This window comes from Viridibacillus sp. KH_047, from assembly GCF_057838945.1.
Genome location: NZ_CM174479.1, coordinates 906,444 through 920,227, shown reverse-complemented (window position 1 = coordinate 920,227; position 13,784 = coordinate 906,444). Strand labels below are relative to the sequence as shown.

Annotated in this window: 14 protein-coding genes and 1 other annotated feature (1 of these 15 only partly in view); of the genes, 6 read left to right on the top strand and 8 right to left on the bottom strand. The window is 35.7% G+C overall.

All coding sequences use genetic code 11. The annotated features are described in order from the left end of the window. Positions 1-22 precede the first annotated feature (22 nt). The 3 genes from thiI to ezrA all read right to left on the bottom strand — a co-directional run bounded on the left by thiI (position 23) and on the right by ezrA (position 4,139). Positions 23-1,225, bottom strand: coding sequence for a tRNA uracil 4-sulfurtransferase ThiI (thiI, locus tag AC3IS5_RS04660; RefSeq protein ID WP_489426760.1), 1,203 nt, complete (start codon positions 1,223-1,225; stop codon positions 23-25). Further along, complete coding sequence (locus AC3IS5_RS04655; RefSeq protein ID WP_489426759.1) at positions 1,222-2,370, bottom strand: cysteine desulfurase family protein; 1,149 nt, start codon at positions 2,368-2,370, stop codon at positions 1,222-1,224. The genes thiI and AC3IS5_RS04655 overlap by 4 nt, the downstream gene beginning before the upstream one ends. Before the next feature lie 77 nt (positions 2,371-2,447). Further along, positions 2,448-4,139, bottom strand: a complete 1,692-nt coding sequence (ezrA, locus tag AC3IS5_RS04650) for a septation ring formation regulator EzrA (RefSeq protein WP_489426758.1) — start codon at positions 4,137-4,139, stop codon at positions 2,448-2,450. Positions 4,140-4,287: 148 nt separating this feature from the next. Here ezrA and hisJ point away from each other — a divergent pair, with 148 nt between their 5' ends. Continuing rightward, positions 4,288-5,085 (top strand): histidinol-phosphatase HisJ, encoded by a 798-nt coding sequence (gene hisJ, locus AC3IS5_RS04645; RefSeq protein WP_489426757.1) that lies wholly within the window; start codon positions 4,288-4,290, stop codon positions 5,083-5,085. A gap of 19 nt (positions 5,086-5,104) precedes the next feature. Then, positions 5,105-5,590, top strand: coding sequence for a GAF domain-containing protein (locus AC3IS5_RS04640; protein ID WP_489426756.1), 486 nt, complete (start codon positions 5,105-5,107; stop codon positions 5,588-5,590). Positions 5,591-5,647: 57 nt separating this feature from the next. Here the strand turns inward: AC3IS5_RS04640 and AC3IS5_RS04635 are convergent, their stop codons facing one another. Then, a complete protein-coding gene (locus AC3IS5_RS04635; RefSeq protein WP_489426755.1) occupies positions 5,648-7,519 on the bottom strand; it encodes a sensor domain-containing diguanylate cyclase in 1,872 nt (623 codons plus the stop codon). Between the two features lie 407 nt (positions 7,520-7,926). Between AC3IS5_RS04635 and rpsD the strand changes: the two genes are divergently transcribed. Further along, positions 7,927-8,529 carry a 30S ribosomal protein S4 gene (gene rpsD, locus AC3IS5_RS04630; RefSeq protein WP_053416636.1) on the top strand — a complete coding sequence of 201 codons (603 nt, stop codon included), beginning with the start codon at positions 7,927-7,929 and terminating at the stop codon, positions 8,527-8,529. 219 nt (positions 8,530-8,748) lie between these two features. Here the strand turns inward: rpsD and AC3IS5_RS04625 are convergent, their stop codons facing one another. The 3 genes from AC3IS5_RS04625 to AC3IS5_RS04615 all read right to left on the bottom strand — a co-directional run bounded on the left by AC3IS5_RS04625 (position 8,749) and on the right by AC3IS5_RS04615 (position 10,283). After that, positions 8,749-9,384, bottom strand: a complete 636-nt coding sequence (locus AC3IS5_RS04625; protein WP_489426754.1) for a Yip1 family protein — start codon at positions 9,382-9,384, stop codon at positions 8,749-8,751. Between the two features lie 279 nt (positions 9,385-9,663). Next, a complete protein-coding gene (locus AC3IS5_RS04620) occupies positions 9,664-9,960 on the bottom strand; it encodes a rhodanese-like domain-containing protein (protein ID WP_489426753.1) in 297 nt (98 codons plus the stop codon). A 59-nt stretch (positions 9,961-10,019) separates the two neighbouring features. Continuing rightward, positions 10,020-10,283, bottom strand: a complete 264-nt coding sequence (locus AC3IS5_RS04615) for a metal-sensitive transcriptional regulator (protein WP_427733576.1) — start codon at positions 10,281-10,283, stop codon at positions 10,020-10,022. Positions 10,284-10,461: 178 nt separating this feature from the next. Here AC3IS5_RS04615 and AC3IS5_RS04610 point away from each other — a divergent pair, with 178 nt between their 5' ends. The 3 genes from AC3IS5_RS04610 to AC3IS5_RS04600 all read left to right on the top strand — a co-directional run bounded on the left by AC3IS5_RS04610 (position 10,462) and on the right by AC3IS5_RS04600 (position 11,997). Next, positions 10,462-10,731 carry a glutaredoxin family protein gene (locus AC3IS5_RS04610; protein WP_489426752.1) on the top strand — a complete coding sequence of 90 codons (270 nt, stop codon included), beginning with the start codon at positions 10,462-10,464 and terminating at the stop codon, positions 10,729-10,731. Then, positions 10,731-11,084, top strand: coding sequence for a rhodanese-like domain-containing protein (locus tag AC3IS5_RS04605; protein ID WP_489426751.1), 354 nt, complete (start codon positions 10,731-10,733; stop codon positions 11,082-11,084). The genes AC3IS5_RS04610 and AC3IS5_RS04605 overlap by 1 nt, the downstream gene beginning before the upstream one ends. A 100-nt stretch (positions 11,085-11,184) precedes the next feature. Beyond that, positions 11,185-11,997: a cobalamin-binding protein gene (locus AC3IS5_RS04600; protein WP_489426750.1), complete on the top strand. Its 813-nt coding sequence runs from the start codon at positions 11,185-11,187 to the stop codon at positions 11,995-11,997. Between the two features lie 440 nt (positions 11,998-12,437). Here the strand turns inward: AC3IS5_RS04600 and tyrS are convergent, their stop codons facing one another. Then, on the bottom strand, positions 12,438-13,703 hold the full coding sequence (gene tyrS, locus AC3IS5_RS04595) for a tyrosine--tRNA ligase (RefSeq protein WP_489426749.1): 1,266 nt from the start codon (positions 13,701-13,703) through the stop codon (positions 12,438-12,440). A 47-nt stretch (positions 13,704-13,750) separates the two neighbouring features. After that, positions 13,751-13,784: a binding site (T-box leader), on the bottom strand; it runs 168 nt beyond the window's last position.

Genomic DNA, 13,784 nt, shown 5'->3' with positions numbered 1-13,784 from the left:
TTAGAGGAAATTCTTTCTTCTATTAGAGTAAATCTGCAAATTCATCTTGCTTCTGTTTCGGGAATGTATGAATTTCGCGGTTTTGCACCGCTTTTTTAATCATTTCATCAAAGTCAGTAAAGCTTTCATAATACACAACTTTCTCTAATTTCGGTTTTGTTTTTGGACTTGCTGGTGTAAATACCGTACAGCAGTCCTCATATGGACGTATTGAAATATCATATGTGTCAATCTTTCTTGCTACATCGATAATTTCTAATTTATCGTATGTGATTAATGGACGTAAAATAGGCGTTGAAGTTACTTCATTAATAGCAGCTAAGCTTTCTAAAGTCTGGCTCGCTACTTGCCCTAAGTTCTCACCAGTTACAATTGCAGTTGCACCGATTTCTTCTCGTACTGCATCTGAAATTTTCATCATCATACGACGTGTTGAAGTCATAGTTACGTTTTCTGGGACTTGTTGTTGGATTACTTGTTGAATTTCAGTAAATGGAATAATATGCAGACGTACATTCGCGCCGAAGCGACTCATTCTTTCGGCTAAATCTTTCACTTTTTCAAGTGAACGATCACTTGTATATGGTGGGCTAAAGAAATGAATTGCCTCAATTCGCACTCCGCGTTTCATCATATAATAGCCTGCAACTGGACTGTCGATACCTCCAGATAATAATAGCAATGCTTTTCCGTTTGCACCTACTGGTAAACCACCAGCACCAGGAATGACTTCTACCATCATATATACTGCATGTTCACGTACTTCAATACGAAGTTCGATTTCAGGTTCTTTCATTTGAACATGTAAATTTGGTATATTACTTAAAACATGTCCACCCATTTCAAGTTGTAACTCATAAGTGTCTAATGGAAATCTTTTATCTGAACGTTTTGCATTTACTTTGAACGTTTTACCATCTGTATCGATTGACTTCATAATATTAATCGCAAGTTCTTTCATTGCATCCAAAGTCGGTTCACATTTTGCAACTGGACTAAAAGAATGTATGCCAAAAACTGTTGGTAATCGTTTAATTAGTTCATCCATATCATCGTCTTTATCACTGCTAATATACATACGATCTCGCTCTGCACGAATTTTCATATCTGGTATATCTGCAAATGAGAAGCGTAAATTTTCTCTTAATCGTGTAATAAATTGTTTTCGGTTACGTCCTTTTGTCGTTAATTCACCGTAACGTATTAGTATTTCATGCCATTTCATAGTTGAATTGTCTCTCCTTTTAATTGTTTCATCATTTTCGCAAATACTACTTTAAATTGTTCTATATCTGAATTTGTTACGCCATTGCCAAGACTTATACGAATAACACCTTTTTCGAAACTTTCTTCTATTTGAAGAGCTTCTATAACATGACTAATACTTGAATCTTTTGAGGAACACGCACTAGATGTTGAAACGATAAACCCTTCACTTTGCAATGCATTGACAACAACTTCACCTTTTAAGCCTCTTACACTGCAACTTATAATATGTGATGCACCATTATTATTTGAAATAATGTGGACATGATAAAATTTATTGAAAAATGCGTGTAAATCCTCGCGCCACTTTTCAAATTTTTTTGTATTCTCTGCCATTTGCTCCACAGCTAGGCGCATGGCTTTTGCTAATGCAACATTTTGAGGTACTGCAACAGTTCCACTACGGTAACCTAATTCTTGTCCACCACCATGTAGTATCGGTTGAATTTTAATGCGCTTAGAAAAGGCTAATAAGCCTGTTCCTTTTAAGCCATTTATTTTATGACCAGAGATAGTTAAAGCATCTGGACCATTATCTCCTTGAAATTGCACCGGCAATTTTCCGATGCTTTGTACTGCATCCACATGGAAAAACGCACGGCTATTTGCACGGATTATCTTCGCAATTTCCAAAATCGGTTGAATAGCACCCATTTCATTATTTACATGCATAATACTAACAAGCACTGTATCTTTACGAATTTTGCTTTGCAGGTCAGATAGTACAACGCTTCCGTTTTTATCAACCTCAATAAATTCTAGCTCGAAGCCTTCATTTGTTAAATGACGAGCACTTTCGATTACAGATGGATGTTCGATAGAGGAGATTAGAATATGCTTGCCACGATGTTGGTTGGCTCTGGCAAGACCTTTAATAGCAAAGTTATTTGATTCTGTTCCACCTGACGTGAAAATTATATGTTCAGGCTCTGTTTTCAGAATTTGAGCGATTTGCTCTCTTGCTTTCATTAATAGTGTATTGGCTTCTGTACCCATTTGATGAAGGGAAGCCGGATTTGCGTAATATCGCTCATTCGCTTGTATGAAAGTTTGCAATACGGCTGAATCTGGTTTTGTCGTCGCGCTATGATCAAGATAAATCAATTGTGTAACCTTCCTTCCAAAAGAAAGCCACCTGCACTCTACCGTGCGGTGGCTTTATGCTTCTCTTATTATGAACGTCAATTGTCGTCTTTGGCAAGTACTTGAATTTTTTTCATAGCACCTGGTTCGGCTGCTTCTACCGCTGTTGCAGCATTTTCTAACGCTTTTGCATAGCGGAATTCCCGGAATGCCTGCTCAGCCTCTAATAATCGTTGGTGCATTGTTGGATTAGACGCACGATAACGGTTACCATATTGAATAATTCTTTCTATTAATAATACGTTTTCAAGCATTTCTGTTGCTGTATTATGTACATCTTGAATACATTTTTCAGCGGTATCCAAATTCTTATGTACGGCTACCATATTTAACGGAACTTCCTTTAAACTTTGAACAACTATAAATAACTGTTCTTCTGCTTCTTCCAAGCGGACATCCATTTCTTCTGGAATCCCTGGAATATTCGCCTTATTTAACATACGATCTGTTTCATGCAATAACTGCTTGAGGTTTCCAAGTGTAGCTCTTGCTTTGTTTTCATCAATTCTTAAACTCTTTAAACGATCAGCAAATCGATCTTGCTCTTCAAATAAACGTTCTGTTTCTTCTTTAACGCCCTTTAACTCCTCTTGTAAGCTAGAATAGGCAGATTGCTCTTCTTTTACTTGAATAGATAGTAATTCATATCTCTGACGAACTGACATCAATTGTTGTTTACAATTTGAAGGAAGTGCAGCGTCTTTTTCAGATAAATGATATCCTTTTTGAACTTCTTCTGCTTCTTTTGCTGTTTCATCAATGGATACAATAACATTTTCTAATCTTGCACCAATTTGCTCAAAGTTTTCATCAACAAATCGCTTAGCCATTACTTCTTTTTCTAACGCATCATAAAATGAATCGATTTCATCTTTGATTTCATTCACTCGATGCTGTACTGAAATTATGTTCAAATCAGCAATTTGTTGTTTAAATTCATCAATGCTTTCTTCCATTACATCTAACTTACCATTCAGTTCTAAATGTTTTAAGAAGAAAGATTGCTCTTCCATTTCGCGTTGACCATTACGCAGTTCATGAATATGAGATGGAATCTTGTGTTGAATATCAGTTAATAACGCTGGAATTTCATTTATCAATTTGAAAATTTGTTGCCCTTCTTCATCTAAAGTAATAACAATTTCTCTTGCTTGTAAATAGTTACCTGATTCTGTAAGTACTTCATACTCTTCAAATTTCGGATTAAATGTCTCCAAACGTTTTTCTAATGGACCTGCAGCAGGACCATAAGAATATTGATGAGCTAACAACGTTTTTCTAGCTGAACGATACTGATCCTTCAGCTGTTCAATTTCAATTCTGTTTTTCTCTTCACTACCGATTAATTCACCAAGTTCTTTTAAAATTTGGATCATCTCTTGATCGTACTCATTAATACGTGATTCAATTTCTTTTTCAATGTCAGTCGCTTTGCCAAACTGGAATTTATCCACAAGTTCTTCAGCATCAAATAATAGCACGTCGATTTTAGGCATTTCAACGTCCATAAGCTCCGTCCATTTATTGCGCCAGCGCTCAAACATCTCTTCTGTTTGACCATTCATGTTCAGAGCTTTCACTTTTGTCAACTCTTCCAAAACGGGTTTGTTTTGAATTTGAAGTTTTTTCTGATCCAACCTCTGAATTTCTTTATTATGTTTTCGACGCAAAATGAAAATGAATGCTACTATAATACATAGTACGATTATAACGGGAATGATATACTGCATCGTAAGACCCCCTGTTCCTAAATCACTATTTCAGCCAATTAATTAACCTTAATATTACCATGTTTTCGGTGAATTTGTTTACCGTTTACACGTATTTTTAAAAAATATCTACCATATCACTATATTATACAAGTTGGAGGAATATTTCATGAAACGAGATGCTCACATTCACTCACCTTTTTGCCCTCACGGTACGAAGGATGATTTTGAAAAATACATAAAAAAAGCAATCACTTTCGGATTTACCGACATTACATTTACAGAACATGCACCTCTCCCTAGTGGCTTTACTGACCCAACACCTATGCAAGATAGCGGTATGATAGCTGGAGATTTATTTCCATACATAGAAAAGTTAAAAGAATTAAAAAAACAATATGCCTCAGAAATACATATTCGCATTGGCTTAGAAGTCGATTTTATTACCGGTTATGAAAGACAAACAAGAGACTTTTTAAATGATATCGGTCCGCAGTTGGACGATGCTATTTTATCAGTTCACTTTTTAAAATATAACAATGCTTATACATGTATTGACTATTCAAGTGAGACTTTCCTGGAATTTGCAGAAGCCGTTGGAACAGTAAAGGAAGTATACAATCTATATTATGAAACAGTAAAAGAATCTATTTCTGCTGATTTAGGACCTTTCAAACCAAAACGAATCGGTCACCCGACACTCGTTCATAAATTCCAATTAGCACATCAACAAAAAATAGATGACCACAATCAAATTGAAGAGATTTTACAACTGATGGCCCTTAAGAACTATGAACTAGATGTCAATGGAGCAGGCTTATCAAAAAAAGATTGTAAAGAACCTTATCCTCCATTACAATATGTTAAACTTGCTGACGCTCTAAAAATCCCACTTGTTTTTGGCTCTGATGCTCATCAAGTTACGGATTTACATCAACATTATGATAAAATTTTCCCTTTAAGATAATTTAGAATGGAGAGATAAAATGTTTACGCAATCCTCTTATAGTGGCAACTCAGCAGAACAATATGCACTCTTAGCGAAGCAATTAGATGCTTTATTAGAAGGCGAAACAGATACTATTGCTAATTTAAGCAATGCCTCAGCATTATTAAATCAATTTTTAGACACCATTAACTGGTGTGGATTTTACTTACATAAAAACGAAAAATTATTGTTAGGACCATTCCAAGGTTTACCTGCCTGTGTCCATATCGCAATTGGACGTGGAGTTTGTGGTACTGCAGCTGCGAAACAAGAAACAATCGTCGTTGAAAATGTTCATGCATTTCCAGGTCATATTGCTTGTGATGCGGCTTCTCAATCAGAAATTGTCGTTCCAATCATCATTAAGGGTAAACTTTTTGGTGTACTTGATATCGATAGCCCTATACAAAATCGCTTTTCAGATGATGATCGTAAAGGCATAGAACACTTTGTACAAGTATTAACGAAACATCTTTCATTCTAAAATATAACAAAAGAGTTACGCCCACAATTGTATTGGGCGTAACTCTTTTTTAACACCTTAATTTGTGACATCATCCATTTCAAACAAACGAAATTGATTTTTGCCATTATTTTTCGCTTCATATAATGCAATATCCGCATTTTGAAAAACGCTATGAAAATTGTGATTAAGATTTTTTTGCCAAGCAGCTACACCTGAAGATACAGTTACAGACGGTGTTGTTACATCAGGAACAGACGCAACAATCTTATCAACCAGATCAATTGCTGCCAATACAGTTTGGTTTGGTAAATAGATAGCAATTTCTTCGCCACCCCATCTAGCACAAATCCCTTGCCCCTGCACCGTGTCTATCAAATGTTGCGCTATCGTTACTAAAATTGCATCACCTTTTTGGTGTCCATATGTATCATTGATCATTTTAAAATCATCGATATCTAATAAAATAAAGACACCACCTTCATCCTTATCCATCGAAATCTCAACATATCGATCCAAATATTTTCTAGCAAATAATTTAGTTAAATGATCTCGATCGACCATTTCTTGAAGTTGGTCACGTAAAATTGTATTCGAAATCGCCAATGATGAATGACGTATTAAAGATTGCATTAATTTAAAACTATCAAACGAAAAGAAATACGGTTTATTATGTAGAACGATACTAAAACCATGTACTTTTTCTCGAATAATAATAGGTATAGCCATCATTGACATAAGCGAGACTTTATCAGCTATTAAGTTGCTGAAATCTGCTACAAATAATGGATCTGTCGATTTATCAAAATGATCACTGACATATTTCAAATATGGCTTAGATTCATTTTCAAAGAAAAAAGCCGTACTCTCTGTTGTTACTTGATACGCATCATTTTCTTTTAAAACAAAGCAAATTTCATCAGGACTGAACGATTTTGTTAACTGTTTTGCAAGAAACAATAACATTTCTTCTTGATTCAATTTCATATTTAAACGGTGCGACGTTTCATTTATAAGTTGGAGATCTGATACTAAACGATGTGATTGATGATATAGTTTTGCATTTTCTAATGCATTACCTGATGTTTCAGCTATGTGCATAATAAGGTCTTTCTCTTGTTTACCAAAAACATAATTTAACGGTGCGAAAATTTGCAACACCCCATAAATTCCTTGACGACCCTTTATTGGTGCATTTAATACACACCATTCTATGTCTGCTGCCTGCTCAATTTTCATATCTCCTGAAACAAAGGCTTCTATAGTTGAAGAACGCTCAGACATATAATCAAATGTATGCGTATCAACAGTTAGATGACGATCTTGATCATTTGATAAAATAAGTTTCGATTCAAACTTCGGTAGGGCACTTTTGACACCATGAAGAAGTGCTTTCAGTATTCTATCAATATCCATAGACGAATGGAAAATACCCGTCATTCTAACTAATTCAATATTCATCTTTTGTTCATATGTGGCTCTAATATTTTTTTGTATTATCTGAATAACACGCGCGAGTAGCATTTCAAAATCATGAATATACTTTGTCTTCGCAAACTCTTTCCAATCCCCTGTTTCTTGCACAATGATGATGCCAAACGGTTTCTGATTTACTTCCCGTAAAACTATTACATCATCGGCAAAATCATATTTCTCTTTCAAAATATCAACAAATGCGCTTGGGAATGGATACTCTTGATGAAGATACGGCTCTAATAATGTACACGGAATACCTTGTATATGCTCATGCTCTGCATCAAATGAGACGGGGTAGAAAATATCTTTGTCTAAATGTAAGTATTCACTTTTTGAAATACCGAAGTATTGTAATAGGATCCCTTTTAATAGTTCAAAATATTCACTACTTTTAAGTTTTTCATCTATTAAATCCGTCCACAAGTCTAGGATCTGACATTTTATATTTTGCATTATTTGTTGATAATCTGCCATGCAATCACCTTTTCCTTCAAAACATGCTATATATGATCTTGTCTAATTCTATTATACATAAAATAAGCCTTTTCAACTATAGTTCTTTTGGAAAAAACTTCTTGAAATCAAGAAATCGTATCAATACTCCTTGAATTATCCTTTATCTACTTTTTTTATCTTTTCTACAATCTCTCATTTACCTTGACACATTACTATGTAAAAGTTACAATGGTCTTTGTGTAAAATAAACGCAGCAGTTGTATGGTTTTATTGCTTTCATTTTATTCCTCCAGAAATGGATGGTGTAACACGTAACCCTTTGGCTGCATGGGCGAAGTTGCATGAAAATAAAATGTCAATAATTCTGGATACATCTGGTTTTTATTTTACAACAAAATAAAACCAATTAAAGGAGGAGACTCTCTATGTCTCGTTATACAGGTCCATCATGGAAACTGTCTCGTCGCCTTGGTATTTCACTAAGCGGCACAGGTAAAGAAATCGAAAAACGCCCTTACGCACCAGGACAACACGGTCCTAACCAACGTAAAAAATTATCAGAATACGGTTTACAATTACAAGAAAAACAAAAACTTCGTCATATGTATGGTATGAACGAACGTCAATTCCGTACTCTATTCGACAAAGCTGGTAAAATGCAAGGTATCCACGGTGAAAACTTCATGATCCTTCTTGAAACTCGCCTTGATAACTTAGTTTACCGTTTAGGTCTTTCACGCACTCGTCGTGGATCTCGTCAATTAGTAAACCACGGCCACATTTTGGTTGATGGTAAACGCGTTGATATCCCTTCATTCCGCGTAAAACCAGGTCAAGTGATTTCTCTTCGTGAAAAATCTCAAAACCTTGATGTTGTTAATGAAGCAATCGAAGTAAACAACTTCGTACCAGAATACCTATCATTCGATGCAGACAAAAAAGAAGGTACTTTTGTACGTCTTCCAGAACGCAGCGAATTATCAGCTGAAATCAACGAAGCTTATATCGTAGAGTACTACTCTCGTTAATCTTTGTTCTTTCCAAAACCTTGTACCCGCTATATTAACGGGTACAAGGTTTTTTTATTATATATTCTCCACTAACTAAAAACTAATTCTTTTTTCAAGCAACTTTCAGAAAAAAAAATAGTATATAAAAGAGGCTAATGAACACCCAAAGAATTTCGGATGTCCAATTAGCCTCAAATGGATAAGAACTAGGTTAATTTACTAATCAACGCTCTACATTTACCCCATAAATGAGAACGTAACAATAATAAGCAAAATGACAAAAACAACGAAGCCTGGAATGAAAATCGTGAAAAATGCACGCCAATTAGAAAAACGATGCGTCTCTGCAACTACCCCTACGTTAATAACAAAAGACCATATCGTGATACAAAACGAGATTAGACTTGAAACTAGCGTTACTAAAAGGTTCTTCACTTCAAGATAATCGCTATCCATCCTAAAGAAAGTTTCTGGTGAGAATGCCATCCATAATAATAAAATGGGTGCTAACCAAATATGAGGAATCGAGGATAACCCCATTACTTTGAACATCTCTTTGTAAGTTGCCTTCCCTTTAAACAATTTTCCTATTAGAAAGAAAACCCCTGCTCCAATAGCAGATGAAAACAAACCAATTAATGGTCCACCAATTACACAAATTAATAATATACCCCAAGTTGGAATATCTAAATGTAATTCTGAATCCATAGCACTGAAAAGTACAGACGCCATTCCTCCGAGCAATATGAACATAATAGCGTAACCTAATCCTTTATGATCAAGTATATATCTGGCCGTTTTTTTAGGATGTAACCAAATAGAGAAAAATGGATGTAACATCTCTTGCTGCTTTGTTTCTTGTAATTCATTCATTTATAATTCTCCCCTTCTAGTATTCTGTTAAAATCATACCAAAGATAATATAGGTATATTCTCTCAAAAAACTTATTTTTGGTAAATATGAGAAATACAACATTAATGATGACTATGCGAGTCTTTCAACTTCTTTCTCAATAATCCTTTAAGAGCAGATGTCGGTTTCCACTCAATTATCATATCGTCTAATAAAATATCTTTACATTCCAATATTATTCCATATAAAAAAGAGTATGCGAAATGCATACTCTTTAATACGAGTCTTATAGCTGTAATTTATTCAACATCGCCTGACCAAGCTAACATGCCGCCATCCATATTAGCCACATTAAAACCTTGATTTTCTAAAAATATCGTTGCGTTGCCACTGCGCCCACCTGAACGACAAACCATAATGTACTCTTTGGATTTATCTAATTCATTCATACGAAATTCGATTAATCCTAATGGGATATTGATGGCTGTTGGAATTATACCCGCCGCTACTTCATCCACTTCACGAACATCAATTAAATTTAATTCTTTACCTGATTCTAATAATTGTTGTACTTCTTCTACTGATATTGATTTCATTTTTATTATCTCCCTTACCCCACATGGTATATATTATATTTAAAATAAGGAAGAGTCGATTATCGGCTCTTCACTAATAAATCTACAGCTTCTTTAATTAATGTTTCTTTATCTTTCCCTTTAAGCTCATTTTCATCTTCCATGCAACGCACTAAATTAGTACTTACAATAAGCCCAATCGCGCGATCAATTGCTGAGCGAGAGGCAGATAACTGTGTGATGACATCTTTGCATTCTTTTTCTTCTTCAATCATGCGGATAACACCTTTTAGCTGACCTTCAATTCGTTTCAAACGATTCTTAATTTGATCGTCATATTCCATTATTGTCACCTCAATCCAAGCTTATCATGTAACAGTATTAGATATTATACCCCTAATGGTATTGTGTCAAGTAAAGATGTTACAAAACAAATTAGTTGAAAACTCATACCCTACATAGTATATTAAAAATACCTATAGGGGTATATAGAGTAAACTGTCAAAAGGAGGCAATAACGAAATGACATTGGATGTGACCGTTTATTCATCCACAAATTGTGGATACTGCGTATTAATGAAAAATTTTCTAATCGAACAAAACATTCTCTATAAAGAAGTAAATATTCAAGAAAAACCTGAAATTGTGCAAGAACTAATGGCTGCAACTGGTCGTCTTGGTGTACCCCAAACAAATATTAATGGTAATTGGGTACTTGGTTATGACCCAAATTCAGCTATGAAAATTATCCAGCAACTAACAACAACTAATAGGAACGGAGAATTACAATAATGGAATGGATTATCCTACTCCTTGCAATCGCTGTTTTTATGTATTTCCGTACAAAAACAGCAAAAGGTGTAAAAAATATTTCTACAAATGATTTAAAAAACATGCTAAATGACAAATCAAAGCAACTTATCGATGTCCGCACATCTGGTGAATATAAAACCCGGCATATTGTGCAATTTCAAAATATCCCATTAGATCAACTACCAAGCAAAGTAAGCAAACTCGACGCCAACAGGGAAATCATCGTTATCTGCCAAAGTGGTATGCGAAGTGCTCGTGCTGCTAGTATTCTTTCAAAAGCAGGCTTCACTTCTGTTTATAATGTTAAAGGTGGCATGAGTCGCTGGTCATAATCTAATCTCGTTTTCAGCTATAGCCAAAAATAGCCATTCGTTATGTTATAATAACACTTAACGAATGGCTATTTTTTATTTAAAAGGAGGTCTTTTATAAATGAAAATCATATCAATTTGCCCTAGTAATACTGAGCTACTCACCTATTTACAACTTGAGCATCAGTTAATAGCTATCGATGATTTTTCTGATTGGCCATCTTCTATTCAGCATTTACCACGCCTTGGTCCGGATCTTTCTATTAATATGGATTTGCTTGAAAGCATGGAGCCCGAGCTCGTCATCGCTTCACTTAGCGTTCCTGGAATGGAGAAGAATATTGAGGAACTCGAGCGTCGTAAAATTCCACATCTCGTTCTAAATCCTAATAGTCTGCAAGAAATTGCTGACGATTTACGTATACTAGGCAAAGCATGTGGCGTACTCGAACATGCTGAGACAAGAGCTGCTGAATTTGAGAGCTTTGTTGCTAGTATGAAGAAAATCGGCGAAAGTTGTGAAATTAAACCTTCATTATATTGGGAATGGTGGCCAAACCCTATATTCACACCAGGTGGTATTAACTGGCTGACTGAAGTAAGCGAAATTGCGGGTGGTGTAAACCTCTTTGCTGATGTTGAATTAGCTAGTGTACAGACCGATTGGAATGATGTATTAAAGCGAAATCCTGATTATGCGTTTCTAGCATGGGTCGGTGTTCAACACCACCGGATTAAACCTGGACACCTTCTGAAAAGACCCGGAGCATCAGAGATGTCCGCTATAAAATTAGACCGCCTTCATGTAATGGAGGAATGGCTCTATTGCCGTCCTTCGCCTAGGTTACTAGAAGGTGCTTTGAAGTTGGCAACCTTAATACATCCCAAAGAGTATGAAAACCTTACGTTACCTGAATGGGTAATTGAAAAATAAGATGAATTTACTAATAGCAGAAGACTTTTCACATTAAGTGAGAAGTCTTTTTTTGCAACCTTTTTTAATTTCAATATTTTACGATTAAATAGGGTTAATTTCTTACAAAAGAGTCTACTCTATGTATAGAAAAGTTTTCTTTAATAATCATAATATCTATTAGTTCTATACTTCTTTGCTAAAGTTCAAAAAAGACTACTGCTCACTTTAAAGTGAGCAGTAGTCTTAGTGATAAATAATTGGTACTTTAATTAAGATATCCAGCTTCAGGCGCTAGCTGCTCGAGGTCGTTTCCGTTCCCTCGGACAAAAGCTGTAGTGATGCTTTTGATTCGAGAACTACAACGCTTGTCGAGGGCCCACAGGATGTGGGTCACGTAACCGTTGCGGCAGGACGCCGCGTACTTAGGTTACGTTCCTTGAAACGAGCGCCTTCAGCATTTAGTTAAATTTCACCATGTGGTATTTCTTTTTGCCTCTTCTTACGATTGCGAATGCATCTTCTAGGCGGTCTTTGGCGTCTACAGTGTATGCTAAATCTGTAATTTTTTCGCCGTTGATTGAGATAGCTCCGTTTGTTACGTCTTCACGGGCTTGACGTTTTGAAGATGAAATTTTAGCTTCGACGATTAGGTCGACAATATTTTGATCTTCTTTTGCGATTTCAACAGAAGGTACGCCACTAAATGCTACTTTCATTTCTTCTACTGAAAGTGCTTTTAAGTCACCTGAGAATAATGCTTCTGTAATACGAATAGCTTGTTCTAAGCCTTCTGCACCGTGGATCAATTTTGTCATTTCAGCAGCTAATGCTTTTTGTGCTTTACGTAGATGTGGCTCAGTTTCTACAGCTTTTTCTAATGCTTCGATTTCTTCACGAGATAGGAATGTGAAGATTTTCAAGTATTTCACGACATCAGAGTCAGCTGCATTGATCCAGAATTGGTAGAACTCGTAAGGTGATGTTTTTTCAGCATCTAACCAAACTGCTCCGCCTGCTGTTTTGCCGAATTTTGTACCATCCGCTTTTGTTACAAGTGGAATTGTGATACCAAATGCTTTTGTTTCTTCTTCATGTGTTTTACGAATCACTTCTAGGCCAGTTGTAATATTTCCCCACTGGTCAGAGCCACCTACTTGAATACGGCAGTTGAAGTTGTCGTATAAGTGGTTAAAGTCAATACCTTGAATAATTGTGTAAGCAAATTCAGTAAATGAAAGTCCAGTATCTAGGCGAGATGAAATTGTATCTTTACCCAGCATGTAGTTTACATTGATTAATTTACCGTAGTCACGTAGGAATTCAATCGTATTCATTGAGCCAATCCAGTCGCGGTTGTTTGCAAGTTTTGCACCGTTATCTGAATTGAAATCGAAAATACGCTCTAATTGTTTTTTAATTCCTTGTACGTTTTTCTCAACTTGTTCAACGGTTTGTAATTGGCGCTCTTCAGAACGACCTGATGGATCACCAATCATACCAGTAGCGCCACCGATTAATAGAATTGGTTGGTGACCTGCCATTTGGAATCTTCTTAAAGTAAGTAGTGGCACGATATGTCCGATATGCATGCTATCTGCAGTTGGGTCAACACCACAATACAAAGAAACAGATTCCTCATTTAATAATTTTTCCATACCTTCAGCATCTGTTTGTTGGTACAGTAGGCCACGCCACTGTAAATCTTCCAATAATAGATTTGTCATAATCCTTACCTCCTAATTTAAATAAAAAAAGTCCCTGCATATAAATATGCAGGGACGTTAATCACAATTTAACGCGGTACC